This window comes from Runella limosa DSM 17973 (genome assembly GCF_000482465.1).
GTDB classification, from domain to species: domain Bacteria; phylum Bacteroidota; class Bacteroidia; order Cytophagales; family Spirosomataceae; genus Runella; species Runella limosa.
Genome location: NZ_KI519425.1, coordinates 131,919 through 158,398, shown reverse-complemented (window position 1 = coordinate 158,398; position 26,480 = coordinate 131,919). Strand labels below are relative to the sequence as shown.

24 protein-coding genes are annotated in these 26,480 nt (G+C 45.2%); 9 read left to right on the top strand and 15 right to left on the bottom strand.

Annotated features, from left to right (window positions below; all coding sequences use genetic code 11):
- Window positions 1-148: 148 nt before the first annotated feature.
- From K339_RS0123865 to K339_RS0123835, 7 genes are all read left to right on the top strand, one after another.
- Entirely contained in the window at window positions 149-1,414 is a 1,266-nt protein-coding gene (locus K339_RS0123865) for a hypothetical protein (RefSeq protein WP_028525856.1), read from the top strand.
- Between the two features lie 7 nt (window positions 1,415-1,421).
- Window positions 1,422-3,356 (top strand): PVC-type heme-binding CxxCH protein, encoded by a 1,935-nt coding sequence (locus K339_RS34625; RefSeq protein ID WP_051398210.1) that lies wholly within the window; start codon window positions 1,422-1,424, stop codon window positions 3,354-3,356.
- Window positions 3,357-3,381: 25 nt separating this feature from the next.
- On the top strand, window positions 3,382-3,705 hold the full coding sequence (locus K339_RS0123855; protein ID WP_028525855.1) for a high-potential iron-sulfur protein: 324 nt from the start codon (window positions 3,382-3,384) through the stop codon (window positions 3,703-3,705).
- Window positions 3,706-3,829: 124 nt separating this feature from the next.
- On the top strand, window positions 3,830-5,197 hold the full coding sequence (locus tag K339_RS0123850) for a Gfo/Idh/MocA family oxidoreductase (protein ID WP_028525854.1): 1,368 nt from the start codon (window positions 3,830-3,832) through the stop codon (window positions 5,195-5,197).
- Window positions 5,198-5,267: 70 nt separating this feature from the next.
- Entirely contained in the window at window positions 5,268-6,623 is a 1,356-nt protein-coding gene (locus K339_RS34620) for a sugar MFS transporter (RefSeq protein ID WP_051398209.1), read from the top strand.
- A gap of 58 nt (window positions 6,624-6,681) precedes the next feature.
- On the top strand, window positions 6,682-7,869 hold the full coding sequence (nagA, locus tag K339_RS0123840) for an N-acetylglucosamine-6-phosphate deacetylase (protein WP_028525853.1): 1,188 nt from the start codon (window positions 6,682-6,684) through the stop codon (window positions 7,867-7,869).
- Window positions 7,870-7,894: 25 nt separating this feature from the next.
- Window positions 7,895-8,671, top strand: coding sequence for a glucosamine-6-phosphate deaminase (locus K339_RS0123835; protein ID WP_028525852.1), 777 nt, complete (start codon window positions 7,895-7,897; stop codon window positions 8,669-8,671).
- Between the two features lie 59 nt (window positions 8,672-8,730).
- Here the strand turns inward: K339_RS0123835 and K339_RS0123830 are convergent, their stop codons facing one another.
- Genes K339_RS0123830 through K339_RS0123815 form a run of 3 tightly spaced genes read right to left on the bottom strand, consistent with a single transcriptional unit; the run spans window position 8,731 to window position 12,525 of the window.
- Window positions 8,731-9,351: a hypothetical protein gene (locus K339_RS0123830; protein WP_028525851.1), complete on the bottom strand. Its 621-nt coding sequence runs from the start codon at window positions 9,349-9,351 to the stop codon at window positions 8,731-8,733.
- Window positions 9,352-9,358: 7 nt separating this feature from the next.
- On the bottom strand, window positions 9,359-10,180 hold the full coding sequence (locus tag K339_RS0123825; RefSeq protein ID WP_084332300.1) for a DUF4249 domain-containing protein: 822 nt from the start codon (window positions 10,178-10,180) through the stop codon (window positions 9,359-9,361).
- On the bottom strand, window positions 10,177-12,525 hold the full coding sequence (locus tag K339_RS0123815; protein ID WP_169731894.1) for a TonB-dependent receptor: 2,349 nt from the start codon (window positions 12,523-12,525) through the stop codon (window positions 10,177-10,179). The genes K339_RS0123825 and K339_RS0123815 overlap by 4 nt, the downstream gene beginning before the upstream one ends.
- 350 nt (window positions 12,526-12,875) lie before the next feature.
- On the opposite strand from K339_RS0123815, the gene K339_RS0123810 reads away from it, so the two are divergent.
- Entirely contained in the window at window positions 12,876-14,240 is a 1,365-nt protein-coding gene (locus K339_RS0123810) for a putative oxidoreductase C-terminal domain-containing protein (protein WP_028525848.1), read from the top strand.
- 161 nt (window positions 14,241-14,401) lie between these two features.
- On the opposite strand, the gene K339_RS0123805 is transcribed toward K339_RS0123810, so the two are convergent.
- Window positions 14,402-14,773, bottom strand: a complete 372-nt coding sequence (locus tag K339_RS0123805) for a DUF3127 domain-containing protein (RefSeq protein ID WP_028525847.1) — start codon at window positions 14,771-14,773, stop codon at window positions 14,402-14,404.
- Window positions 14,774-15,257: 484 nt separating this feature from the next.
- The gene (gene hisB / locus K339_RS0123795; protein ID WP_028525846.1) at window positions 15,258-16,379 is read right to left on the bottom strand and encodes a bifunctional histidinol-phosphatase/imidazoleglycerol-phosphate dehydratase HisB; all 1,122 of its coding nucleotides are present in this window, start codon (window positions 16,377-16,379) and stop codon (window positions 15,258-15,260) included.
- Between the two features lie 92 nt (window positions 16,380-16,471).
- Between hisB and K339_RS0123790 the strand changes: the two genes are divergently transcribed.
- On the top strand, window positions 16,472-17,821 hold the full coding sequence (locus tag K339_RS0123790) for an amidohydrolase (protein ID WP_028525845.1): 1,350 nt from the start codon (window positions 16,472-16,474) through the stop codon (window positions 17,819-17,821).
- Between the two features lie 110 nt (window positions 17,822-17,931).
- Here the strand turns inward: K339_RS0123790 and rimO are convergent, their stop codons facing one another.
- The 10 genes from rimO to K339_RS0123740 form a co-directional block, all read right to left on the bottom strand.
- Window positions 17,932-19,239 carry a 30S ribosomal protein S12 methylthiotransferase RimO gene (rimO, locus tag K339_RS0123785; protein ID WP_028525844.1) on the bottom strand — a complete coding sequence of 436 codons (1,308 nt, stop codon included), beginning with the start codon at window positions 19,237-19,239 and terminating at the stop codon, window positions 17,932-17,934.
- A gap of 342 nt (window positions 19,240-19,581) precedes the next feature.
- Complete coding sequence (locus K339_RS0123780) at window positions 19,582-20,229, bottom strand: hypothetical protein (protein WP_028525843.1); 648 nt, start codon at window positions 20,227-20,229, stop codon at window positions 19,582-19,584.
- Window positions 20,230-20,389: 160 nt separating this feature from the next.
- Complete coding sequence (locus tag K339_RS0123775; RefSeq protein WP_211243836.1) at window positions 20,390-20,956, bottom strand: hypothetical protein; 567 nt, start codon at window positions 20,954-20,956, stop codon at window positions 20,390-20,392.
- A gap of 97 nt (window positions 20,957-21,053) precedes the next feature.
- Window positions 21,054-21,560, bottom strand: coding sequence for a GbsR/MarR family transcriptional regulator (locus tag K339_RS0123770; RefSeq protein WP_028525841.1), 507 nt, complete (start codon window positions 21,558-21,560; stop codon window positions 21,054-21,056).
- 51 nt (window positions 21,561-21,611) lie between these two features.
- Window positions 21,612-23,087, bottom strand: a complete 1,476-nt coding sequence (locus K339_RS34615; protein ID WP_051398208.1) for an alpha-amylase family glycosyl hydrolase — start codon at window positions 23,085-23,087, stop codon at window positions 21,612-21,614.
- Window position 23,088: 1 nt separating this feature from the next.
- Complete coding sequence (locus K339_RS0123760; protein ID WP_028525840.1) at window positions 23,089-23,478, bottom strand: type II toxin-antitoxin system VapC family toxin; 390 nt, start codon at window positions 23,476-23,478, stop codon at window positions 23,089-23,091.
- On the bottom strand, window positions 23,472-23,696 hold the full coding sequence (locus tag K339_RS0123755) for a hypothetical protein (RefSeq protein ID WP_028525839.1): 225 nt from the start codon (window positions 23,694-23,696) through the stop codon (window positions 23,472-23,474). Before K339_RS0123755 ends, K339_RS0123760 begins: the two co-directional genes overlap by 7 nt.
- 21 nt (window positions 23,697-23,717) lie before the next feature.
- Window positions 23,718-24,305 carry a riboflavin synthase gene (locus K339_RS0123750; RefSeq protein ID WP_028525838.1) on the bottom strand — a complete coding sequence of 196 codons (588 nt, stop codon included), beginning with the start codon at window positions 24,303-24,305 and terminating at the stop codon, window positions 23,718-23,720.
- Between the two features lies 1 nt (window position 24,306).
- Window positions 24,307-25,167: a glucose-1-phosphate thymidylyltransferase RfbA gene (rfbA, locus tag K339_RS0123745; RefSeq protein WP_028525837.1), complete on the bottom strand. Its 861-nt coding sequence runs from the start codon at window positions 25,165-25,167 to the stop codon at window positions 24,307-24,309.
- 196 nt (window positions 25,168-25,363) lie between these two features.
- Entirely contained in the window at window positions 25,364-26,404 is a 1,041-nt protein-coding gene (locus K339_RS0123740) for a DUF4097 family beta strand repeat-containing protein (RefSeq protein ID WP_028525836.1), read from the bottom strand.
- Window positions 26,405-26,480 lie beyond the last annotated feature (76 nt).

Below are 26,480 nucleotides of genomic sequence, written 5' to 3'. Positions count from 1 at the left end.
ATTTCGGGGCGAAAAATGGCTTAAAGTCTCCGACTTTAACAATGAAACAAGGTTGTGAGCAACCGCCAAGCGAGGGTATAAGTACCCTCGCACACTCGGCATGCACGCACACACCAAAAATTATTTTTGTTCCAAAACACACAAACACATGAAGTCACTTACTGCCAAAGCCTACTTTTCAGGTTTTGAGTTAGCTCACGATACGTACAACGCCATTTCGGCGGCGAGCAACGGCAAAATTTACTACGTACTCTGCTCAGAATCGTACGACATCGGCGGGCAAATGTACGCCTACGACCCCGCCACCGACCAAACCGAATGGGTAGCCGACCTCACCGAAGTCTGCGGCGAAAAAGAAGCCAACGCCATTCCACAGGGAAAAAGCCACGTTCGTTTTTACGAAAATAATGGCAAACTTTATTTTGCCACCCACATTGGCGTCTATGAGATGATTGAAGGCATGGAACGCCTTCCTACCCAAGCGCCCAACGGTAAAAACCTTTACCCAGGCGGGCATTTTCTTTCCTACGATTTGACTACGGGCGAATTTGAAGACCTCGCGCTTGCCCCTGACGGCGAAGGAATTTTAACCATGACCATCGACCGTGAGCGCGGGCATTTATACGGCATTACGTGGCCGTTGGGGTATTTTATTGACCTCGACCTTTCTACCAAAACGCTTAAAAAAGTAGCATTGGTTTCGGCCAAGGGGGAAGCTGGCATTCCTGGAGATGACTACCGCGTGTTGTGCCGTTCGATGCTCGTTGACCCGCGCGACGGCCACGTTTATTTTTCAACCGCCGAAGGAGATATTTTTACCTATCACCCTGATGATGAAGGATTAAACAAGCTAGAAAACGTTGACTTGCGTATCGACTATTTTGGCAAATACGACCCCAAACATCCAGGTAGCATGGGGTACAATTGGCGAAAAATTTTCTGGTATGCCCCCGAGCAAGTCGCCTACGGAATCCACGGAAATTCGGGGTATTTGTTCCGTTTTGACCCAAAAGCTCAAAAAATAGAACTCGTTGAGCGCCTCACGTCGGAGCCTTCGCGCAAAAGTGGCATGTTCGACCAATTTAGCTACGGGTATTTGGGCTTCCAATTAGGGCCTGACCACGAAACCATCTACTACCTGACAGGTGGCCCTATTTACATCGACGGAAAACGCGTCAAAGGAGCCGACCAAATTGCCAAAGGAGCCGCCAAAGGGCTCGAAAACCTGCATTTGGTTACGTACCACTTACCGACCCACACTTACCACGACCACGGCCCGATTTTCTACGCCGATGGCAACCGCCCTACTTACGTCAATTCCGTTGCCATTGGCGCCGATAAGTCGGTTTATACCTTGGCACGCTTCGACCACCAAGGACACGAGATTCAAGATTTAGTAAAAATCAGCTTGTAATATCCCAATGAATGCCCCGAAAAAACTCCTCTTCTTCGCACTTGTAGGACTCAGTTGGTCGTGTGCGCATTATACCGAACCCCTCACCCCCGACGAAGCCCTCAAAAGCTTTACTTTGAGCGACGACCGCCTCCAAGTCGAAGTATTTGCCACCGAACCGCACGTGCTCGACCCCGTCGAAATGGTGTTTGACGAAGAGGGAAATGCGTTTGTGGTCGAAATGCCCGACTACCCTTCCAAACCCGAAGATGGTACGTTGGGAGGAGCCATTCGGCTATTGCGGGATACCAACCAAGACGGGCGCATTGATTCGGCCGTTGTTTTTGCCGACAACCTTTCGGAAGCTACCAGCGTGTTACCGTGGGAAGGAGGACTGCTAGTAGCAGCTGCTCCCGATATTTTATTCCTAAAAGATACCACGGGCGATTACCGCGCCGATATTCGTGAGGTACTTTTTACGGGCTTTTTTGCCAACAATTCGGAAGCCCAAATCACCAATTTGCACTACAACGTCGATAACTGGATTTATGCCTCTAACTGCGGACAAGATGGATTGGTCAAATTTATGCGTAACCCCAAGCTACCGACCATTTCGGTCAAAGGCGGCGATTTTCGTTTTCGTCTCGACCGAGGACAGTTTGAAATTGAATCGAGTACGGGACAATTTGGGATGTCGGTTGATGACTGGGGCAACCGCTTTTTTACCGAAAACTCTCTGCACATTCAACACGCGCCCATTGCAGGACGTTATTTATTCCGCCATCAATTTTTACCGTCGTACGATGTAGCTTTGAATATCTCCGACCACGACCCCGAGATGTTTCAGCAAACCCCCGCTCCTTACTGGCGTCAAGAACGAACCAAACGACGTAATGAGCAGTTTGCCGAAGCCAAACTCGACCGTCACGAATACGCCGAAGATCATTTCACGGGAGCCTCAGGTGGAACGTTTTATGGAGGGAGCTTACTGCCTGAGGAGTACCGTGGCTCAATATTTACGGGTGAAGTGGCGGGAAATTTGATTCACCGTGACGTTGTACAACCCTTGTCCAGCAGCCCCACGTTTGTGGCAAAACGTGGCGAAAAGGAAAAAACGCAAGAGTTTTTAACCTCTTCCGACCCGTGGTTTCGACCTGCACAACTGAGCGTGGGTCCCAACGGCGTGCTGTACGTCATCGACATGTACCGACAGCACATCGAAACTCCCACCGCCATTCCTGAAGATTTGAAAGAAGAAATGGATTTTTTTAACGGCAACAAACTCGGACGCATTTACCAGATTGTACCCAAAGGGGCCAAACCAACGCAAGAAGCGCCTAAACTACGCTCAAAATCGTCGGCTGAATTAGTAGCGCTTTTAGCCCATCCCCAACAATGGTGGCGGCTCAACGCCCAGCGGCTTTTGCTCGAAAAGAAGGACAAATCGGTGCTTCCCGCCGTGACTGACATTTTCTTAACACATTCCGACGCCCGCGCTCGTTTGCACGCGTTTTTTGTCTTGGAAGGACTTAATGCACTGACGCCCAACTTGATCAAAAAAGCCATCACCGACGCGCAGCCCGACCTCCGCGCCTATGGCCTTATCGAAGCTGAAAAATGGCCTGAGTTAGTACCGCAACTTATCGAAAAAACTACTGACCCATCGCCAAAAGTATCGTTTCAAGCTTGTTTGAGCCTTGGACAGTACAAAACCCCTGCGGCTTCAGAAGCTTTAGCGAAAGCCCTCATTCCGCACATTCAGGACAAATGGTACCGCATGGGAATTTTAAGTTCGGAGACAGGAGCCTCTTTTGAACTCATTGACGTATTGCAAAAGGAAGGTTTTTTTGCCCAAATGACACCCGACAAAGAAAGTTTCCTCAAAGACTTTGGTCACGTGGTGCGTACCCGCAATCGCTCGGGAGAAGCTCAGCGATTAGCCCTTTTGTTGGGGAAGAAATAACAGGTTTATTTTATCATTAACCCGCATGAAAAGAAGAGAATTTATTGCCACCGCATTACCGATATTACCCGCCACCGCATTTTTGGTGAGTAGCTGTCAACCAAAATCAGCTTCTCAATCTGAAAACACTGACCCTTGCAAAGATTTTTCAAACGTTAGTGAGAATGACCTAAAAACTCGGAAAAAACTGGGGTATGTCGATGCCTCGCCCCGTGCCGAATCTCAGTGTGGAAACTGCAATTTGTGGCTTCCTCCCAAAGACGGCAAAGCTTGCGGTGGCTGTATGTTGTTCAAAGGCCCCGTTCAAACGGCAGGTTATTGCACCTACTGGGCACCGCAGAGTAAATAGCGAACCTTTCCAAGTTTTGTAAATCGCAGAAAAGCAAACTTGGAAAGTTTAGGCAAAACCTCGGGCTAACCTTTATTTTTGCAGGTGTCAATAAACACATTATTTCTAACCAAAAAACCTTTACATGAGCCAAAACTCAACTTCATCCAACAGCGCTTCTCGTCGCGATTTTCTCAAAAAAAGCCTAACAGGAACGGCCGTTTTGACCGTAGGCGGAGTTCTTCCAGGCTTTAGTGCTAAAAGTTATGCCAACATTTTGGGCGCTAACGACAAGGTACGCCTCGGCGTCATGGGAGTCAATAGCCGTGGATTTGCCTTGGCAACCAACTTTGCCCTCCAGCCCAACTGCGAAGTCGTCAGTATTTCAGACGTTGATTCCAAAGCCGCTGCAAAGTGCGTGGCAGGGGTAGAGAAAATCCAAAACCGCAAGCCAAAGGAAACCCCCGACTTCCGCAAAGCACTGGAAGACAAAGACATGGACGGACTCATCGTTGCCGCTCCTGACCACTGGCACGCTCCTGCGGCTATTTTGGCTTCCAAAGCAGGCAAACACGTGTATTTGGAGAAACCATGCAGCCACAACCCGCACGAAGGCGAATTGCTGATGGCCGTGGCCGCCAAGTACAAAAACGTGATTCAGATGGGAAACCAGCGTCGGTCATGGCCCAACGTTAAGCAAGCCATCAAGGAAATTCACGACGGGGTGATTGGTCGCCCGTATTTTGCCAAAGGCTGGTACACCAACAACCGCCCTACCATCGGAACGGGTAAAGCAACGGCTGTACCTTCGTGGCTCAACTTTGACTTATGGCAAGGCCCCGCGCCGCGCCGTGCGTACAAAGATAACATCATCCACTACAACTGGCACTGGTTTTGGCATTGGGGAACGGGCGAAGCCCTCAACAATGGTACGCACATGCTCGACCTCATGCGTTGGGGATTGCAGGTAAGTTATCCAACCAAAGTATCGTCTTCGGGTGGGCGTTACCGCTACCAAGACGACTGGGAAACTCCAGATACCCAAGTGATTAACCTTGAGTTTGGCAAAGATAAATTTATGACGTGGGAAGGCCGTAGTTGCAACAGTCGCAATATCGAAGGCAGCAGCGTGGGCGTTTCGTTTTATGGCGAAAAAGGAACGTTGGAATACGGCGGTGGCAATGCCTACAAAATTTACGATTTGGACAATAAGGTCATCAAAGACGTTGCCAACGACATGCCGATTGACCCTCGCAACAAAATGAACCCTTCGCAAGCGTTGGACGCCACTCACTTCCAAAACTTTGTAGAAGCCATCAAAAAAGGAACTCCGTTGGCATCCGATATTATAAGTGGTCATCAAAGTACGCTTTTGTGTCAGTTGGGGAACATCGCTTTGCGTTCCAACAGCATTTTGGACATTGACCCCGCCAACGGACACATCAAGAACAACAAAGAAGCCCAGAAATTCTGGAAACGTGAATACGAAAAAGGCTGGGAGCCAACGTTGTAACGATTCTTTCTAAACCTAACTAACTTCCCGAAAGTGGGTAACTTTCGGGAAGTTCAAAACCATCCTTTCTATGAAATCCTCTACTGCTGCCGTTGAAGTAAGCAGCCTAAGCCCGCGCGAAACCACCGTTTCTATTTTCTTGATTGGGCTGATGTTTTTTATCTTCGGCTTCATCTCGTGGGTCAACTCCATTCTGATTCCTTACTTCAAAATTGCCTGCGAACTCACCAGCTTTCAAGCCTATTTGGTGGCGTTTGCGTTTTACATCGCCTACTTCATCATGTCGGTGCCTGCCTCGTATCTGCTCAAAACCCAAGGGTTCAAAAAGGGCATGATGTTCGGTTTTTGGGCTATGGCTTTGGGAGCGTTTATTTTCGTCCCTGCCGCCATGACGCGCACCTACGGCATTTTCTTGATGGGACTGTTTACGATTGGCATTGGCTTGGCCATTTTGCAAACTGCCGCCAATCCGTACATCACTATTTTAGGCCCCAAAGAACGCGGCGCACAGCGCATCAGCATCATGGGGATTTGCAACAAAGCCGCTGGAATTTTGTCGCCGCTGGTGTTTGCTGCCGTGATTTTACGCCCTACCGACACTGATTTGTTTGCGCAACTTGGCACGATGAATGCCGTTGAAAAAAGTGCTGCTTTGGACGAGCTTGTACGGCGAGTGATTACGCCTTATACTGTTTTAGGAATATTTTTATTTGTGTTAGGGTACTTGGTGTATCGCTCGCCTTTGCCCGAAATCAATACCGAACACGAAAGCCCCGAGGTCGCCAGTGCCAACGCGGGCAAAACCAGCATTTTCCAGTTTCCGCACCTTATTTTAGGCGCAGTCGCCATTTTTCTTCACGTTGGTACTCAGGTAATTGCCATTGATACCATCATTGGTTATGCCAATTCCATGGGGATTGATTTGCTCAAAGCCAAAACGTTCCCATCCTACACCTTGGCATGTACCATTTGTGGGTACATCATCGGGATTATCACCATCCCCAGATTCATCAGTCAAGTAAATGCTTTGCGTTTTTGCACAGTGTTAGGCACTATTTTTACATTGCTTATCATTTTTGCCAAAGGCACGGTGCAGTTTTTAGGCCACACCGCCGACCTTTCGATTTGGTTTGTGGTATTGCTCGGCTTGGCCAACTCGCTCGTATGGGCAGGCATTTGGCCTTTGGCGTTGGACGGGCTAGGACGTTATACCAAACTCGGGGCGTCGATTCTCATCATGGGCTTGTGCGGAAACGCTATCATGCCACTTTTCTACGGCTATTTTGCTGATTTGTATGATGTTCGTACCGCTTATTGGGTACTATTACCCTGTTATTTGTACTTGGTGTATTATGCGGCCTACGGGCATAAAGTGAAACATTGGGGAACCTCACCCCAACCCCTCTCCTTCCAGGAGAAGGGCTGATTTTTTTAGCCCAAAAGGCAAAACCAAGTCGCAAGCCAAAAAGACTAGCAATTTTTTTATGAAAATAAAAATCAGTAACGGTACTGTCCTGACGCCTTTTCGCGCCATTAAAAATGGAACGGTGGTGGTGGAAGAAGGTAAAATTATAGGGGTACATGAAGACTTCGTTGACGTACCCGACGCCGAAGTAATTGACGCCCAAGGCCGCTACATTGCTCCTGGCTTTATCGACATCCACGTCCACGGAGGTGGTGGTGCCGACTTTATGGACGGTACCGAAGAAGCTTTCTTGACCGTTGCCGAACTGCACGCGCGTTTTGGAACGACGGCGCTGGTGCCCACTACGCTCACCGCCGAAAAGGAAGATTTGCTTCACACGCTTGATGTCTATGAAAAAGCCCATCAAAGCAATACCAACGGCGCGGCATTTTTGGGGATTCACCTAGAAGGGCCATATTTTGCCCTGAGTCAACGGGGAGCACAAGACCCTCGTTACATTCGCAACCCCGACCCTGCCGAATACGAAGAAATTCTTAACTATTCGTCGTCCATCGTGCGCTGGAGCGCCGCTCCCGAACTCGAAGGTGCGATTGCGTTTGGGCAACGTTTACGCCAGCAAGGTATTTTGGCCGCCATCGCCCACACGGATGCGTACTATGACGACGTATTGACCGCTTACGAAAATGGCTATTCGCTCGTCACGCACTTGTACTCCGCCATGTCGGGTGTGACGCGCAAAAACGCCTTTCGCTACGCAGGTGTGATTGAAAGTTCCTATTTATTGGATTTAGACGTGGAAATCATCGGAGACGGTATTCACTTGCCCGCTCCTTTGCTCAAACTCGTTTATAAAATCAAAGGCCCCGACCGCACCGCCCTCATCACCGACGCCATGCGCGGGGCAGGAATGCCCGAAGGCGAAAGTATCTTGGGTTCGTTGAAAAACGGCCTACCCGTCATCATCGAAGACGGGGTAGCCAAGCTGCCCGACCGTACCTCGTTTGCGGGCAGTGTCGCCACCTTCGACCGACTAGTACGCAACATGATAACGATGGTCGATGTTCCGCTGTTGGACGCCGTTCGCATGGCCAGCACGACCCCCGCCCGCATCATGGGCGTCCACGACCGCAAAGGCTCGCTCGCCAAAGGCAAAGACGCTGATATTGTTATTTTTGATGAAAATATCAACGTCGGGATGACGATGGTTGAAGGAAGAATAGTGTATAATCAGATGCCTACGGCATGACAAACTGCTCAAAAAAATCCACAAAATGCCTCTTATAAAAGAAGAAACCGTTGACAAACTTCGGGTTAAGTTATTTGAAACCCGCCAAGAATTAGGACAAAATGCCGCCGAAATGGCTGCTGCTAAAATCAAAACGCTGCTCCAAAGCCAAGAAACCGTCAATATTATTTTTGCCGCTGCTCCGTCGCAAAATGAGTTTTTGGACGCGCTTGCCGTCCAGCCTGACATTGATTGGCAACGAGTCAATGCTTTCCACATGGACGAATACATTGGCTTGTCGGACGAGGCACCGCAGCGGTTTGGCAATTTTCTCAAAGACCGATTTTTTGCCAAAGTACCGTTGAAAGAAGTGTTTTACATCAACGGAAACGTGGCCGACGCCGAAGCAGAATGTCAACGCTACTCGGCGTTGCTGACTCAGTATCCCACCGACATCGTTTGCATGGGCATCGGCGAAAACTGCCACATTGCGTTCAACGACCCCCACATTGCGTTTTTTAACGACCCTTTGTTGGTCAAAAGAGTCGATTTAGACCTTACTAGCCGCCAGCAACAAGTACACGACGGGTGTTTTGCGTCGTTGGAGCTGGTTCCTGAGTATGCCCTTACGCTGACTATTCCCGCGTTGGTGAAGGCTCCTACAATATTTTGCATGGTTCCTGCCGCCCACAAAGCCGAAGCGGTTTACCACACCCTCCTCGACGAAGTCAGCGAAGTTTACCCATCAACAATTTTACGTACCCACCCCGACGCGACCCTGTTTATCGACCAAAACAGCGGACAGCGGTGGATGGGGGCTTAATCGTTTTTGAAGTTTCTGCCAACAAAAAGCGCGGGCTGCTAGACCCGCGCTTTCATAACTCACTTCCCTTTCCCAAACAACCTGAAGCCCAGTGTTATCCCCGCCATTTTAGCCATAAAAAGGTGCTTTATTTCAATCGGATCTGAAAACGCTATCTGATGGTACGGAGATAGACTTTGTTGATAAAATGCTTCGAGTCGAAAACGTTTATACTGATACCCTAAACGAACATCCGCCCCCCACTCCGCTGCCTGCGTTCCCTCTCCACCTAGCACCTTTTTGCTCAAAAGCACAACCGCCCTAGGCCCTACGGTCAAGTAAATATTTTTATAAGTACCTCCTAATCTGCCCGATAATCCTAGATAATTGAATGTATTTACCGCAACAACCTTCGTTTTATCAGTGGGGTCTCCATACTGATTCTGTCTCTGTTGAAAATCAAGGTCTGTCTCTATAAACAACCACTTATTAATAGGAAAAGTAGCCCACGTCCCCACTTGAAACCCCTCTGAAGGTTGTACACCTCTGAGCTGAAAATTACTAGGCTTATTCTTTACATCAGTAAACATTCTATTCCCTCCTACTTTCACGCCAAAAGCAGGGTGCAAGCCTAGTTGCCCGTAGCTTTTAACAATAAAAACAAGTAAAAAGGCAGAGGTAACATTAAGTGATTTTTTCATAGCTTTATCATTTAAGAGTAATTGTAAGCGTATCTATGGCACAAGCTCCCACAAATCCGTATCCGTTTGATATATTATTTTTAATAGGAGAAATATCAGCAAAAGCATCTTCATTAAAGGAATCGTACTCGTTTAATGAATAATAATAATTGTACGTACTTTTTGTTAAATGGTACAGATAAATTCTTATTTTATCGGCCTTTATACGCTGATTATTAGCACCTTCTTTAAGCAAAAATTGCCGAAATTCAATTTCTTTTTCCTTCGATTCAAAATCAGCATCGGTTAATATATTTCTAAAGGGAACCCGATAGATGTGATCACTTATAAAAGGAACCCCATTGGCTTCTGCTACAATTTTGTAGGCATAGTAATTTTCACCAATAATATCCTTAAAGTACATCAAAACAGTAGCTTCCGATTTATCTTTATTATACGATAAATTTGTGCTAGTAATGGGTACAACCACTGGCAATGCTTCAAGCAAGGCAGAAGCAACTCCTAAGCTATTGTGCGATATTTGAAGTGTGTGATTACTGCTATAGCTCCATTTTTTTTTAGACGTATATAAACCACCCTCTTTGGATAATTCCTCTATTTTTTCACCATTTTTGTAAAGGCTTGCTGTTACTTCTAAAAGGGACGGAGTTTGTGAAGGTTCAAGTACAGGTGCCGTTTTTGAAACAAAAACCCCCATTCCTAAATTTGAGACAATGCCATTTACGACCAATCGTTCAGAAACGGTGGGCAAGGAAACTGTTCTCGTAGAAACAACCTCGCACGAAACCAACCAACCAATACTCAAAACAAAGAAAAGTAATCGTCTCATTTGAATTTATACGCAATATTGATGGATGGAAGAATAGGAAATATAGCTACTGATTTAATAACATTTTTTCGATCAATAGGTCGGTTCTGACCGTCCCTAATCACTTCTTCAGAAGGATACATTCGATAAACATTAGACCTATTATAGGCATTAAAAACAGTAGCATTAACTTCTATATAACGTTCTTTTTTTAATAGATATTGTTTAGTAAATGAAACATCTAAACGATGGTAATCAGGAAATTTACCATCATTAATTTTGTCATATACAACATATTCTGGCACTAATGGGTTTTCTAAAACACGACCTACTGGTAAATCGTAACGTTGACCTGTGTAATACATCCATAAAAAAGATAGCTGTGCTGTTTTATTTAGTTTAAAAACTCCATTAATATTCAGGATATGGCGTCGGTCGTACAAATGATTAAACCAATTTCCATTGTTCCAGTTTTCAAATTTTCTCTTGTTCCACGATAACGTATAGCTCAAATTTGTAGTCCAACGGCGGTAGCTTTTTTCAAGAGCAACCTCCAATCCATACGACTTTCCTTTTCCATTGGACAACGTATTCTTCTCCCACTGATAGTACAAATATTCGTTCCCATAATAATCATTGTACATACTCAAGTTTTGCATCTGTTTGAAGTAAGTCCCAACGCTGTACTTTAAAACACTTGCTGACTGAGACCAACTTGCCGTATATTGCCAAGACGATTGAGGGCCTATTTGGGAGGTAGATGGCACCCAAATTACTTTATCAGTGAGTCCACCTGTTTTCATCAACGCATGATTGTATTGCATCATTCGCGTAGCACTTAGCTGAATGTTAGCATTAGCCTTATTATAATTAAATGAAAAGCGAGGTTCTAGCCCGTGGTAGCTTGATTGTTGGGTTTGAAAATAGGAAAATCTGCCTCCTATAGTTAGCTGCGCGGCGGAAGAAATAGCCAAAGCATAATTTCCAAACGTTGCCCCCTCCCAAGCCCAAGATGTAGGTTCTTTAATTACTAATGAGTCTTCATCTAAACTTTGTCGCCGATATGAAATAGGCGTGTAATTATGCCTAATGAGGTCGCTCCCAATTTTAATTTTACTTTTAGCACTCAGCGACCAATCAGCCAATACATTGGCCGAAATATCCTTTACTTGACCCGTGCTATGTTTGAAATTCTCACTTATTTTTGTACGTATCGTTTCTGGTAATATCCATGGCTGAGGCTGTAAAATAGTTACCTTATAACTAGCGCCTCCTTCATTGTATCGAAATGCGTATTGGGTCAAATGTAACCCAGTTTGCAGAAATAAACGAGTTCCTAAAATATGATACGATCTCAATGATGCCAGTTGGTTGGTCAAACGGCGAATATTTTGGTCATAATTAGTTCCGTTAAAAGAGTTTTGCAGCGATTCATAATTATCAACCCCGCGATAATAGCTAAAGAATAATTTATGTTTTTGATTAAAAGCGTGGTTTATTTTTAAATTAATATCATAAAAATTATACCCTAAAAAATTGCCTTCTTGATGATTCAATATTTCTTGTTTTTTATTTTTATTAAAAAGATTCAAATAGGCGCTTCTTCCTGTCAACAGTAGCGATGTTTTGTCCTTTTTAATCGGCCCTTCTAAAGAAAACTTTGCGGTGATTAAACCTACGTCTATTTTCCCTTGCCATCGACTTTTATCTCCTTCTCTAAATATCACATCAGTAACGGAAGACAACCTACCCCCAAATTCAACTGGAAATTCTCCCTTATAAAAATTAACCCGCTGAATTGCGTCTGCGTTAAACAAGGATAAAAAATTAAATAAATGCCCTGTGCTATAAATTGGAGCACCGTCCAAATAAAATAAGTTTTGGTCATTTGCTCCGCCTCGTACATTGATACCCGACGACAATTCACTTCCCGCCGAAACCCCAGGTAACGTACCAATCGCTTTTATGATGTCTTTTTCTCCACCAATGTTAGGAAGTTGGTTTAGTCTTGAGGGAGAAAGACTAACAAGGTTAGGACTGGACGCTGGTTGATAACTTGTTTTTACTTCTACTTCTTGTAAAGTATAGCGTTTTAAACGAACGACTAGCAAGGTATCGCTACTGATGATGGCTTGATAAGGCTCGTACCCCACTTGAGAAAACAACACTTGAGTCGCTTCTTTATCAATCGTCAACTGAAAATAACCGTGCTGATTGGTAGTTTCGTGCCATTTTTTTGATGCACTTGAAACCGTAACAGAAACTAACGCAAGTGGTTCGCTTGTTTCAGCTTCTGTTACGGTTCCTTTGATTGTTATTTTTTGAGTATAGGCAGTGAAAACTACACTAATTCCCGCCAAAATCATGATTATTTGGTGAACGGAAGTGTTTATTAGCATCGTATATATATTTAGTACCTACTTTTTGTTTGTACCAAATCAGAAGTTCTACAGACACAGCCCACCCCTCTCAATGGGTTTGGACATAGCTCTGACGAACAGCTTTTTTGGTGTGGCTGTTAACTTTGTTCATCAGAAAGTAGGGTAGTATGCTTGCACATACATTGCGTCAAATATAACGTAATCTTTCGATAACTAGCAAATAAATTAATCGTGAATTTATCAAGCGATTACTTACCAAATAGCGCGCATCACCTAGAACTAAGTAAATTTGGCGCGTTAAACGCTTATTCCTTAAAAAATCACCCACAAATTCTATGAAGAATCGTCTTTTAGGATGCTTGTTAGCCGCAAGTGCTTTTACCCTCCCCAGCATGGGACAACAAACCAAAAAACCCATTAGCCTCATTGTGCTAGAGCCTGGGCACTTTCATGCCGCATTGGTTCAAAATACTCCTTACGACAACGTCAACCCTGTCGTTCACGTATATGCCACCAAAGGCCCCGATGTTGAGTCGTACCTAGATAAAATCAAGAAATACAACAGCCGCACCGACAATCCTACGCAATGGGACGAGAAAGTTTATACGGGCGCTGACTTTTTCCAAAAGATGTTGAGCGAAAAAGCGGGCAACTTGGTGGTCTTAGCAGGAAACAATCAAAAGAAAACCGACTACATCAAAAAATCGGTGGACGCGGGGCTTAACGTACTAGCCGACAAGCCCATGGCCATCGACGCCGCTGGCTTTTTGTTGTTGCAAGAAGCTTTTGCACAGGCCAAAAAGAAAAACGTATTGCTCTACGACATCATGACCGAGCGCTACGAAATCTCCAACGCCCTCCAGCGCGAGCTTGCGCAGGTACCTGCCATTTTTGGTACGCTTCAAAAAGGTACACCCCAAGACCCTGCCGTCACCAAAGAAAGCGTTCACCACTTTTTCAAGTATGTTTCGGGCGAGCCGTTGATTCGTCCTTCGTGGTTTTTTGACGTAAAACAACAAGGCGAAGGGATTGTGGATGTTACTACTCACTTGGTGGATTTAATCCAATGGAGCTCTTTCCCCAACCAAATAATTGATTACAAAAAAGACATCAAGCTCCTCAACGCCACACATACGGCCACGACCCTAACGCCTGAGCAATTTAAGCTCGTTACCAAAAACGACACCTACCCCGATTATTTGAAAAAAGACGTAAAAGGTAAAAATTTGGAAGTATATGCCAACGGCCAAATTGACTATACCCTCAAAGGCGTACACGCACGCGCTTCGGTGATTTGGAATTTCCAAGCCCCCCAAGGTACGGGCGATACGCACTATTCGATTATGAAGGGAAGCAAGGCGAATCTGATTATACGTCAGGGCAAAGAGCAGAATTTTAAGCCTGTCTTGTACATTGAGGCCATCAGCAACACGCCTGCTTACGAAAAAGCCGTAGCCGATGCGTTCAAAAAAGTACAAGCTACGTATCCAGGCATCGAACTCAAGAAAAACGACAAAGGCTGGGAAGTAGTGATTCCGAAAAAATACGACATCGGACACGAAGCGCACTTCTCACAAGTAGCGAAGAAATACATGGATTTTTTGAAGGCTGGCAAGTTACCTGAATGGGAAGTCCCTAACATGATTTCGAAGTATTATACTACCACGCAAGCCCTCAAAATGGCAGAAGGGAAAAAATAATATCTTGGGGAGTGTCGAGGGTAGAGTGCAGAATGTCGAACGAGGTGCTGAGGGTTGCTCACAACCCGAGTTGGCACGAGAGGAAATGTCGAATTTCGAGTGCAGAATGTCAATTTAGGTCTTTTTTTTATTCGACATTCTGCACTCTACCCTCGACACTTTTAAAATGGTAAATTATCTTCTTCACTAGCTTCAAAGGTGGTAGGCAGCGAGGTAGTCGGGCGAGAGCTTCCGCCAAAACTTGCCTCCTCGCTTGCTCCGCCGCCACCGCTAATCGAATCAATTTTCCACGCTTTTACGTCGGTGTACCAGCGGCCGTTGTATTCACGGCTTTCGATGTCAAACGACACATTTACTTCATTTCCTACCTTCAAAGCACCTTCATTGATTTTATCGCCCCACGCCGATATACACACTTTTTTAGGATATTGGCCGTCGGTTTCAATGACAAAATCCTGTTTTTTCCACGTCCCATTTTTACCCTCGCCTGTTTGCAAAGGCAATAGTTGGAGTACTCTTCCTTTGATGTCCATAGTCCGTTATTCGTTTTATTGTTAATATTTACTAAGTCATTTGTGGCTGTGAGCAACCACAAGCACGCCCCACAGGCACGCACGTATTTTTGACTGCTTGACTTTTAAAAGGTTACATTTTCCTTCAGAAGTCATCCATCAAAATCGGTAGATACAAAAATGCGAGCTACTGATGTTTCTCAATAGCTCGCGTTTGAAATTGATGTATCGAAGACGATGAGCTTACGCTCATGCGTTTTGACTAGTCTTCTTTGAAGTATTTTGTGTATTTACGCTCGTTTTTCTCTAAAAGGCCTCCTACCCAAAACGCAACGCCTAACAATACTGCATAAAATATAAGTGTACCGATGGTTCTTAAGTCCATTATGATTCGTGATTTATTGTGTAAGACCTTATTTTAAAGATAGTACAAAAGTAATAGCATTCGGCATTTAGACCCAAAAAAACTGCTGTTTTTTTGTAAAATTATCTGAATGCTTTCTTGCTAAAGTACTCCTTTGGTGGATGGTAAAACATCCAGCGCTTTTAAATCACGTTTTACCGCCATCTTAATCGCTTTGGCCCATCCTTTAAAAATCGCTTCAATTTTGTGGTGTTCGTTGCTTCCTTCGCACTTAATGTTGAGGTTGCACTGAGCCGTATCCGAAAACGATTTGAAGAAATGATAAAACATTTCGGTTGGCATTTCTCCAATTTTTTCGCGTTTAAACTCCGCATCCCACACCAACCACGGACGACCCGAAAAGTCAATCGCCACTTGGGCCAATGCTTCGTCCATTGGTAACAAAAAGCCATAACGGCTAATACCTCGTTTGTCGCCCAATGCCTTGCGGTAAGCTTCGCCCAACGCCAATGCCGTATCTTCGATGGTATGGTGCTCGTCGATGTGCAAGTCTCCTTCTACCGTAATGGTCAAATCGGCGCCTGAGTGCTTGGCAAGTTGGTCGAGCATGTGGTCAAAAAAACCAATGCCCGTATTCATTTCTGACTTACCAGTGCCGTCGAGGTTAAGTTCAATTTTGATTTGGGTTTCTTTCGTCACTCGCTCTACCGAAGCTGTGCGAGCAGGCAAACGAAGATGTTCGTAAATAACATCCCAATCGGTGCTTACCAACGAAATAGCATTGGCCAATTCAGGAGCAAGATCAGCAGGGAGTTCGTTGGCAATATAAATGGCTTTACAGCCCATATTGACGGCCAACTGCACGTCCGTCAGGCGGTCGCCCAACACGTAGCTGTTTGCCAAATCGTACTGTCCATTGAAATACTCCGTAAGTAGGGCCGTACCAGGCTTCCGCGTGGGAGCATTTTCGTGTGGGAACGTACGATCTACGTGAATCGCTTGAAAGGTGACGCCTTCACCTTCGAGGGTTTGGAGCATTTTATTTTGGGCAGGCCAAAACGTATCTTCGGGAAAAGAGTCGGTTCCCAAGCCATCTTGGTTGGTTACCATCACAAAACCAAAATCGGTTTCTTCGGCCAAACGGCGAAGATTTGAAATGGCTTTGGGCAAAAAAGCCAATTTTTCTAAGGAATCTACCTGAAAATCGACGGGTGGCTCAACGATAATGGTGCCGTCGCGGTCTATGAAGAGAAGTTTTTGCATCAGTTTTCGATTTTGAACCGCGAATATCGAACATCCAAGGGCGTTTTTTGTTAAATTGCTCAAAATTTTTCCTAACTACAAACTAAAATCCGATGAAAAAACCTCTCCTAAGTGGTGCATTGTTGGCCCTGAGCCTTGGCACAGGATATGCACAAAGTGCCCTCAAGCCCGTCATCAACCAAGCGTCTGACGCCATCGAAAGCAAGGTAATTGCGTGGCGTCGCGATTTTCACGAGCACCCAGAGCTTGGCAACCAAGAATTTAGAACGGCCAATATCGTTGCGGAGCATCTCCGTAAATTAGGCTATGAAGTAAAAGAAAAAGTGGCTGTTACGGGAGTTATCGGGGTACTCAAAGGAGGAAAACCTGGCCCTGTGGTAGCCCTCCGCGCCGATATGGACGGCCTGCCTGTGACTGAGCGCGTCGATATTCCCTTCAAATCAAAAGTAGTAACAGAGTTCAACAACCAGAAAACAGGGGTGATGCACGCCTGTGGACACGATAGCCACGTAGCGATTTTGATGGGGGTTGCCGAGGTATTGGCGTCGATGCAAAAAGATTTAGCAGGAACGGTTAAGCTTATTTTCCAACCCGCTGAAGAAGGTGTTTATACAGGCGGGACTTTTGGTGCTAACCGAATGGTGGAGGAAGGCGCATTGGACAACCCCAAAGTGGATGCCATTTTTGGGCTTCACATCAACTCACAAACGGAAGTAGGCAAAATCCGCTACCGCCCCGGAGCGACCATGGCGGCCGTTGACCAATTGACCATCAAGCTAAAAGGAAAACAAACCCACGGTGCCAACCCTTGGTCGGGTGTTGACCCAATCGTTACGGCTTCTCAGGTGGTAATGGGTTTGCAAACTATCGTAAGTCGGAATGTCGATATTACTGAAAACCCTGCGGTAGTTACGGTAGGTGCGATTCACGGCGGTATCCGCTACAATATCATTCCCGAATCGCTCGAAATGATTGGTACGATTCGTACGTTTGGCGATAACCAACAAGCGCTTGTTCACCGTCGCATCAAGGAGATTTCGACCAATATTGCCGAAAGTGCAGGTGCAAAAGCCGACGTAGAAATCGGAATTGGTTACCCAGCTACGGTCAATGACCCTGCACTTACTGACAAAATGATTCCAACACTAGAAGCACTAGCAGGGAAAGAAAACGTCCTTCTTTCGCCCGTTGCTACTGGTGCAGAAGACTTTAGCTATTTTCAAAAGAAAATCCCTGGCTTCTTTTTCTTCTTGGGTGGAATGGCCAAGGGCAAAAGTCCTTACGACGTAGCGCCACACCACACGCCAGATTTTTATCTCGATGAAAGTGGGTTTACGTTAGGCGTAAAATCGCTTAGTCACTTGGTGGTAGATTATATGGAGATGAATTCTAAAACCGCAACGGCTTCAAGCAGTAGCAAAGGGAAGAAAGCGACAAAATGAAGTGTGTAACCACATAGTTCAGATAGAATTTTCACATAGTAAACATAGCTGTATTCTATGTTCACTATGTGAAAAACTCTTATGTGCTCTATGTGTTTAATGAATCTGCGTTATACCAACTGCCCGTACAAATCAAACTCTTCCGCGTTGTTGATTTTTACGTTGGCAAAGTCCCCTACTCGAACGTACTGTTCGGCCGAAATCAATACCTCATTATCCACTTCGGGGGAATCAAATTCGGTACGGCCAATAAAATATCCGCCTTCTTTACGGTCAAACAACACTTTGTAAGTATTGCCAATTTTAGCTTGGTTTAACGACCACGAAATATCTTGTTGTACCGCCATGATGTCGTCGGTACGTTGTTGTTTTACGTCGGTAGGCACGTCGTCGGGCATTGAAAACGAATGGGTCTGATCTTCGTGCGAGTAAGCAAAAACACCCAAGCGGTCGAAACGGGTACGCTCGACAAACTCAAGGGTTTCTTCAAACATTTCTTCAGTTTCTCCAGGGTGACCAGCAATGAGGGTCGTACGGAGCGCAATACCTGGCACTTTATCACGAATGGTCTTGATAAGGTCTTCGGTTTTTTCACGCGTAATCCCACGACGCATGAGTTTCAGCATTTCGGTACTACCGCTTTGAAGGGGCATATCCAAGTATTTACAAATATTAGAACGCTCGCGCATCACATCCAACACATCTAGCGGAAAACCCGACGGGTACGCATACTGCAAACGAATCCAGTCGATGCCTTCTACGTCGGCAAGGTGGTTGAGTAGCTCCGACAAATTGCGTTTTTTGTAAATATCTAGCCCGTAATACGTCAAATCTTGGGCAATCAAAATCAACTCTTTCGTCCCACGACGCGCCAATGATTTTGCCTCGGTCACCAACTCATCAATCGAGCGCGATACGTGCCCGCCCCGCATCAACGGAATGGCACAAAAACTACAGGGACGGTCGCATCCTTCCGCGATTTTGAGGTAGGCATAATGCGCAGGTGTTGTCAGAAGGCGTTCCCCTACCAGCTCTTGTTTGTAATCGGCTTTGAGGGTTTTGAGCAAACGTGGGAGTTCATTCGTTCCAAACCACGCATCCACGGTTGGAATCTCAACGGCCAATTCGTCTTTATAACGATGTGATAAGCAACCCGTTACATATACCTTATCAACCAATCCTGCTTCTTTAGCATCGGCATAACGAAGAATAGTGTCCACCGATTCTTGTTTGGCATTGTCGATAAACCCACACGTATTCACAATCACGATGTTGGCATCATCTTTTTGCGACTCGTGGGTCACGTTGTAGCCGTTGCCTTTGAGTTGAGTAAAAATATTTTCGCTATCCACCAAGTTTTTACTGCAACCCAGTGTCACGATATTGACTTTGTTTCGTTTGGTTCCTTTGGTTTTCATTGATTATTTGTACGACTCTCCCGCTTTGGGCAAAGCCTCTTTTATTTCTTCCAACTATGGATTGTTTGATTTTAACTGTCTAGCTTCATGCTTTGCGTCAGAGACGCGAGGCTATGTGTGCCCCAAATAACAGTTTGGGGCAAGCTAAGGCTCGTCCCGACATTATGTCGGGGCGGATACGGCTTAAAGTCTCCGACTTTAAATGACATCGATAAATAATACAGATATTCAACTCATTATGCCCTTACGTAATACTGTAATTTGAGCCACAAAGTTCGGCAACTGAATTGGAAGCACCAAAATTGATGACGGATTTAGGCTTTATTACCCTACAAACTATCTCTAAACTGCTGGCGCGTACAAGCAGCGGTTTTGCCGACGGGGCGTCAACTTTTTGACTTTGGTGGATTTAGACCGCTTATCGGGTTTTACGCTCAAGTTCCAATAAAGGCCCAATGAGGCAAAAGAACCAACGGGTCGTTTGAAAGGAACAGCTACTTCTTCAAATTGCATAAAACGATTTCTTACACAAGAAGCTTGCAGGGACACACGCGTCGAGAGTCGGTAGCGAGTTCCTAAGCCGTACATAAAGCCTGCGGATTCGTCATGAACTCCAAAAGCAGAAAAATTGCCATTTCGCCCACCATGATCTAATTCAAGGTAGAAACGCCACCTTTTTTTGCCCGTTCCTATGCGCGTGCCCACAAGTATAGCAGAATCTTCAATGCTATTTTCGAGGCATCGTGCATGAAGAAAAACTTCTACAAAATGTCCTTCTATGGATTCAAAATGCAGCCCGAGGTTGGCATTGGCTTGCCCACGTGGCGTCCACGCATCGACTTGAGTTGCACCGTGGCGAATTGCCTGAGCTTTCTGAAAGATGGGGGCGGCATAGCTCATTTCGGCTTGCCAATAACTGGTGTTTGGGTATTGGGCCCAAGTTAGCTTGCTCAAAAGATACGCAAACGTAAAGAAATAAAGGGTTTTCATGTCATAGCCGTTATCATGATAAAACGACTGCTGTTATGTTTTATTTCTTTTTTAGTTTTTGTTTGTTAACAGGTGGTCAACCATATAAGAAATATAAGACCATATTAGGACAAAGTCATTAAAATCAGCCTCAAAGCGATGGGATAAATCACTATCTTTTTCATAAGCCATAACGGGTTTGAGTGGCAAGGTGTATTCCTAAGCCCGTGATGGCATTGGAGATGATACCGAGCATGGGGATGATAAACCAAAGCACGTATTCTTGCTTTACAGTGAAAGGTAAAGCGTATTTCCCTCCCATTAAAACTACTATCCATACTACCGCCGCGATGAGATTGGCAGCCGACCAATAACCAAAGCGCCAAGCAGGAAACAACTGAAAGAAAATCCACTCATTGAAACATTGGACTAGATAGTATGTTCCGAAAAGGAAAAAAATGAGGTAATCATCGCTATTGTTTGTCCACATTTTATCCCCCATCAATGTGATAACCAGTCCCGTTACCAAAAGTGTCACCAAGTTCAGCAGCCATAAAGTCATTGGTCTTTGTTTTTTTTGAAAGCTCTCAATTGCTACCCATTGTCCAACGACCAAAAACAACGGAAAAGGCATCATCATTAGCAACCAACTTGCATAATAGCCTCCGATGGGCAATAACGCCCACAACCAAAACCATTTTTTGCGAAAGGCCGAACGAATGTCGGGAGCCTGAGGCGGGAGATTCATGACACGATTCATTTTCTATAAATTTAGAATTTTCAGAAATTATTGAAATTTAAAATTCAAAAAATAAGCACATGAGTGCTCATTTACGCTTTGAATGTTATCGTAACAATTTGATGAGTGTTCCTAAAATCAGACTTTCTTCGGCTTTCATGGCGGCATCTAGCGCGCCATCGGCTAAGTTTACCACTCTACTGATGCTTTCGATGGTCGCATGGAATGTTTCTGAATCAGCATCACCCGCCCGAACTGGTACACCCCGAAGCTCATCTAGCAACTTAATAACTGGCTCAATTTCCCTTCTTCTGCGCTCTTTAGCCACTTGTTTTGCTACTTTCCAAGCATCTTTTTCGGCAAAAAAGTACTCTTTTCGCTCGCCAGGGCGTAATTCTTTAAAGACTAACCCCCAGTCCATTAAATCTCGCAAGTTCATGCTCACATTCCCACGAGAAATCTGAAGCTGTGCCATCAAATCTTCGGTCGTGAGCGGATTAGGAGAAATCATCAATAGCGCATGAATTTGCGCCATGGTACGATTTATTCCCCATTGGGTAGCCAGCGTGCCCCACGCCTGAACAAAGCGGTCTTTTGCCTCTTGTAATTCCATAGCCAAAAGTAAAATAAATTATTGTACTTTCAAAAATTATTGAAATTAAATTTATTCCCCCAACACCACACAACTAAACGGTGCCAACGAAATAGTATCGACCTTTTCAAAACGCGACGCGGCGTCGGTGATCAATAACAACTCGGTAGGCATGAAGGAGGCAGAGTAAGTTACCGTTGTATTAGAGAGGTTATGAAGTACCCACACCTCTTGCTCGGCAAGGCGGCGTTTAAAGACCACTAAACGAGGATTTCGGTTGGGTAAGGGTTCGATTTGGCCGTAAAAACTACCGATGACGGCATTAGATTTACGAAAATGAATCAAGCGTTTGTAATGATTGTACAACGAATCGGCTTCGTTCAACTGCGCTGCCAAGGGCGCCACTGTCACACTTTTGCTGTACTTGGGCTTCATCCAACGTGCTCGCTCGCGGTCGTGTTGACGATACCCCCACAAAAATGGTTCACGAATAAACTCATCGGGCTTCTGTCCCAGCATTCCCAATTCTTCGCCATAATACACGTAAGGTTGACCTGGCAGCGTAAACAGCAGGTTAGCCGCCACTTTCAAATGAGTACGTTTACCGTGCAACACACTTCCAATACGCGTTTGATCGTGATTGGTCAGCATTGTTGCGTCGATAAAACGGGGGTTGGTTTGGGCAAATACTTGACGATTTTTGGCCAATGTTACCACCAAATGCACAGTATCACGCTCTTCAGCCGTGATTTTTTGAAGCGCAAGGCTCAAGTCAAAGTTAAAATTAGCGGTAAGCCCACGAAAATAAGGCGCAATTTTATCAGCAGCGTTCCACACTTCACCCACTAAATAGACCTGCGGATTCACTTTCTGCATTTCCGTACGAAACTCAACCCAAAAATCGTAGTTTTTATACTCTTCCCATTCAGGGTAAATATGACGCGCGGCGTCCAATCGAAAGCCATCCACGCCCATTTCTAACCAATATTTACCAATGGCATAAATCGCTTGTCGCACGGGTGGATGGTCGCAGTTGAGGTCGGGCATCCCCTTCCAAAACAGTCCGTAGTATTTTTCGGTATTACCCACCGCACTGTGCCAAGGCTTTCGCTCCCACGTATCGGGGGTAGCCTCGCGCGTGGCAATACCCAACGCCTCGATTTCGTCGGTGCTTTTCCAGTTGTAATAGTTTCGGTAAGGACTAGCTTTACCTTTGGCCGACTCTACAAACCAAGGGTGGCGCACACTCGTATGATTAATCACCAAATCCAGGATGATTTTAATACCGCGAGCGTGCGCTTCGGAGAGGAGTTGTTTAAAATCGTCGAGCGTTCCGTATTCGGGTTCAATGCCGTAATAATCAACGACATCGTACTTATGATAACTCGGTGAAGGCTGAATCGGAGTAAGCCATATTGCTTCAACTCCAAGTTCTTGAAGGTAAGGAAGTTTGGAACGAATCCCGTTCAAATCGCCAATACCATCTCCGTTGGAATCACAAAAAGAGCGAACAAATATTTCGTAACAAATTCGTGGGTAACTAGACAACTTACAATCGATTGGGGTTGATAACTTTTAAGTTTTTAATCGCCTGAAAATCACGTTCATTGTCAGTCAACACAGTCAGTTTGTGAACCAACGCAGTAGCACCAATGATTGCATCAGGGGTTTTAAGCCGATATTTACGTCTGAGGTCAATCGTTTTTATTACAATTTCATCTGTAAGTGAATAAACCTTAGAGTCTTCTATAAAAATTTCGACTTGACGGTATAAGCTTTTATCTGAAGTCACCCAACTTAACAGCTCAATTTTAGTAATGATTGAAATATTGCTTTCTACTTCAAAGACAAAATCCATAAACTCAAACCCTTTGTCTGATAAAAGGCCGTCCAAGTACTTACTTACAATAGAGCTATCTATCAAATAATGTACTACCATTCTTCTCTTATCTCTTTTAGGTGGGCTTCAAGCCGTTTCGCCTGCTCCCCAGCAATCGTTTTTTTAAGACTTCGAATTCGATTCTTTTTCTTGACTGTATCATTGTCTTGCTCAATAGGCAAAATGATAATTTGTACCTTTTTGGCATCAAAATCAGGAGGAAGAGCATACGTAATTTTACGAGCCTTTACCTCTATTATTTCGCTAATAGCGTTCATACACAGTACAATATTAAAAGTTTATCGTCTAGCCAAAATCTTCTGCATGTATTTCCCCAAAATATCAAACTCTAGGTTGACGATGTCGCCTACCTTCAATTGATGAAAGTTGGTATGTTCGTAAGTGTAAGGAATGATGGTAACGCGGAAACCGTCGTCGTGTGAGTTGAATACCGTCAAACTCACTCCATTGACACAAATTGACCCTTTTTCCACGGTAATATTCCCCACAGCGGCATCGTACGTAAAATCAAACAACCAGCTTCCTCCCACTTCAGCGATGTGGGAACAAACGCCCGTTTGGTCAACGTGCCCTTGGACAATGTGCCCATCAAAACGGCCATTGGCGGGCATACAACGTTCTACGTTGACTTTCTTGCCTACTTTCCACTGCCCTAAGTTCGTTTTTTTCAACGTTTCGTCCACGGCCGTCACCGTGTAGGTACTTCCGTCGATGCTCGTCACCGTAAGGCAAACACCGTTGTGACTAACACTCTGGTCTACTTTGAGTTCGGACGCCAAGTCTGCACTAAGTCGAAACGTAAGATTCGTTCCTTCAGCGACAATTTCGACGATTTCGGCCGTTGTTTCTACAATTCCTGTGAACATATTATTTTAAGATTCCTAACAAATACTGACCATAACCGCTTTTGAGCAATGGCTGCGCAATGGAGCGAAGCTCTTCGGCCGTAATAAAGCCCATGCGGTAAGCCACTTCTTCAATACAACCGATTTTGAGCCCTTGGCGTTCTTCAATTACTTGAACAAATTGTCCTGCTTGCATCAACGACGCAAACGTCCCTGTATCCAGCCAAGCCGTTCCACGGTTCAACACCCCTACTTTAAGTTTTCCACGCTCTAAATACACGCGATTGATGTCCGTAATTTCCAGTTCTCCGCGCGGACTAGGTTGGATATTTTTAGCAATCTCTACCACGTCGTTATCATAAAAGTAAAGTCCTGGAACGGCGTAGTTTGACTTAGGTGCTTCGGGTTTTTCTTCAATCGAAAGCACGTTAAAGTCTTTATCAAATTCTACCACACCATAGCGCTCGGGGTCGTGCACTTGGTAAGCATACACCACGCCTCCGTCGGGGTCGTTGTTGGCTTGTAACAATTTGCTCAAACCGCTTCCGTAGAAAATATTATCTCCCAATACCAACGCCACTTTATCGTCTCCAATAAAATCGGCGCCAATGATAAACGCTTGCGCTAGTCCGTCGGGGTTAGGCTGCTCGGCATAGCTGAACTCACAACCGATACGGCTACCATCGCCAAGCAATTTTTGGAAGTGAGGTAAGTCGTGGGGAGTCGAAATAATCAAGATTTCACGAATGCCCGCCAACATCAAAATCGACAGCGGGTAGTATATCATTGGCTTATCGTAAACTGGCATCAACTGCTTACTAACGGCCAACGTGAGTGGGTGTAAGCGAGTGCCTGAGCCACCCGCCAAAATAATTCCTTTCATAGAATGCGGAAGTTCTAATTGTGTTTCGGTGATTTAGCGTCAAAATTAGCTATTTCATTGTGAAACTCAGCACCAAAAAATAAAGTCCGCCAGTTTTGGCGGACTTACCATGGTCAGACGGCAGTCAGACTGTGTAAAACTCTTTAATCCTATGATACGGTCTGACTGTCGTCTGACCGAAAAATTGTCTAACCTGTTAGTCATTTACTGAAATAGAACCTGCACTTGCACGCATCGAAACCAACGCACCGCCGCCGTTAAGTGAGCCTTTAACACGGTCTTTTTCTACAATACCGTTGAAGTTTTTAAGCGTACCTACGTTAACACGATTGGCGCGCAAATCAAGCTCCATGCCTTTGTTGAGTGGCATTTGAACGTGAATACCACCTGCTGACGTTGATAAATCTAAAAATTGGCCTACCGATACGATGTCCGCGTGGATACTTCCTGCGCTTGTTGATGCCCGCAACGACGCCGCTACATCGTTCAAACGAATCGAACCACCCGAAGTTGACGCCGTTAGTTCACCTCTGATACCGCCTCCTCTGATGCTTCCACCACTCGTACTGGCCTTCAAAACACCATCAACTTGATTAAGTTCAATGCTTCCGCCTGAAGTTACGAGTTTGATGTCACCTTTGCATTCGTCAGCATGGATGCTACCACCACTGGTGCTAAGGTCGATTTGCTCACGGCATTTTGCCAAATGAATGCTGCCACCCGACGTACGGCCTTTGACATTACCCGCCAAATCGTCCAAATGCAGGCTACCTCCACTGGTAGAAAAGCTTTGCGTTCCCGACAAATTCGCCAAACGGATACTTCCTCCGCTAGTAACCAAATCGGTAGCTGTTTTTTCGGGAACAATAATTTTAAATGAAATACTCAATGAGCGCTTCCAGTCCCATTTTTCGTCTTCATTTTTGCGTTTCACGCGGCAAACGAGCGTTTCGCCTTCCATTGCTACGCGCACTTCGTATTCTTTGAGGCGTTCGTCAATTTCTTCTTTGCTCAATTCTGAACTTCCGTTCCAATTGTTAGAACGTACGTACATTTCAACTTTGGGTTCGTTGGTGCTTCCCGCTACGCGAATGCTTCCACCCGAAGTACGTACTTGCAGGGCTTTGATAGCCGAAGCGCTAAATGTTTTGGTAAAATAAGGGGTTTCGTTGTCCTTTTGAGAGAATGCGGCAAAAGCGACTAAAACGAACGATAATGTAAATACGATGGCTTTCATGGTTGTATGAGTTTGTGTTTTGTTAAATAGATGCAAAATCTCAAGCTCAAGTTGCACACGAAGCGCTGTTTTTTCA

Coding starts and splice junctions, on each gene's coding strand:
- K339_RS0123865 (WP_028525856.1), top strand. CDS start 149: ATGAAGTCACTTACTGCCAAAGCCTACTTTTCAGGTTTTGAGTTAGCT.
- K339_RS34625 (WP_051398210.1), top strand. CDS start 1,422: ATGAATGCCCCGAAAAAACTCCTCTTCTTCGCACTTGTAGGACTCAGT.
- K339_RS0123855 (WP_028525855.1), top strand. CDS start 3,382: ATGAAAAGAAGAGAATTTATTGCCACCGCATTACCGATATTACCCGCC.
- K339_RS0123850 (WP_028525854.1), top strand. CDS start 3,830: ATGAGCCAAAACTCAACTTCATCCAACAGCGCTTCTCGTCGCGATTTT.
- K339_RS34620 (WP_051398209.1), top strand. CDS start 5,268: ATGAAATCCTCTACTGCTGCCGTTGAAGTAAGCAGCCTAAGCCCGCGC.
- nagA (WP_028525853.1), top strand. CDS start 6,682: ATGAAAATAAAAATCAGTAACGGTACTGTCCTGACGCCTTTTCGCGCC.
- K339_RS0123835 (WP_028525852.1), top strand. CDS start 7,895: ATGCCTCTTATAAAAGAAGAAACCGTTGACAAACTTCGGGTTAAGTTA.
- K339_RS0123830 (WP_028525851.1), bottom strand. CDS start 9,351: ATGAAAAAATCACTTAATGTTACCTCTGCCTTTTTACTTGTTTTTATT.
- K339_RS0123825 (WP_084332300.1), bottom strand. CDS start 10,180: ATGAGACGATTACTTTTCTTTGTTTTGAGTATTGGTTGGTTGGTTTCG.
- K339_RS0123815 (WP_169731894.1), bottom strand. CDS start 12,525: ATGATTTTGGCGGGAATTAGTGTAGTTTTCACTGCCTATACTCAAAAA.
- K339_RS0123810 (WP_028525848.1), top strand. CDS start 12,876: ATGAAGAATCGTCTTTTAGGATGCTTGTTAGCCGCAAGTGCTTTTACC.
- K339_RS0123805 (WP_028525847.1), bottom strand. CDS start 14,773: ATGGACATCAAAGGAAGAGTACTCCAACTATTGCCTTTGCAAACAGGC.
- hisB (WP_028525846.1), bottom strand. CDS start 16,379: ATGCAAAAACTTCTCTTCATAGACCGCGACGGCACCATTATCGTTGAG.
- K339_RS0123790 (WP_028525845.1), top strand. CDS start 16,472: ATGAAAAAACCTCTCCTAAGTGGTGCATTGTTGGCCCTGAGCCTTGGC.
- rimO (WP_028525844.1), bottom strand. CDS start 19,239: ATGAAAACCAAAGGAACCAAACGAAACAAAGTCAATATCGTGACACTG.
- K339_RS0123780 (WP_028525843.1), bottom strand. CDS start 20,229: ATGAAAACCCTTTATTTCTTTACGTTTGCGTATCTTTTGAGCAAGCTA.
- K339_RS0123775 (WP_211243836.1), bottom strand. CDS start 20,956: ATGAATCTCCCGCCTCAGGCTCCCGACATTCGTTCGGCCTTTCGCAAA.
- K339_RS0123770 (WP_028525841.1), bottom strand. CDS start 21,560: ATGGAATTACAAGAGGCAAAAGACCGCTTTGTTCAGGCGTGGGGCACG.
- K339_RS0123760 (WP_028525840.1), bottom strand. CDS start 23,478: ATGGTAGTACATTATTTGATAGATAGCTCTATTGTAAGTAAGTACTTG.
- K339_RS0123755 (WP_028525839.1), bottom strand. CDS start 23,696: ATGAACGCTATTAGCGAAATAATAGAGGTAAAGGCTCGTAAAATTACG.
- K339_RS0123750 (WP_028525838.1), bottom strand. CDS start 24,305: ATGTTCACAGGAATTGTAGAAACAACGGCCGAAATCGTCGAAATTGTC.
- rfbA (WP_028525837.1), bottom strand. CDS start 25,167: ATGAAAGGAATTATTTTGGCGGGTGGCTCAGGCACTCGCTTACACCCA.
- K339_RS0123740 (WP_028525836.1), bottom strand. CDS start 26,404: ATGAAAGCCATCGTATTTACATTATCGTTCGTTTTAGTCGCTTTTGCC.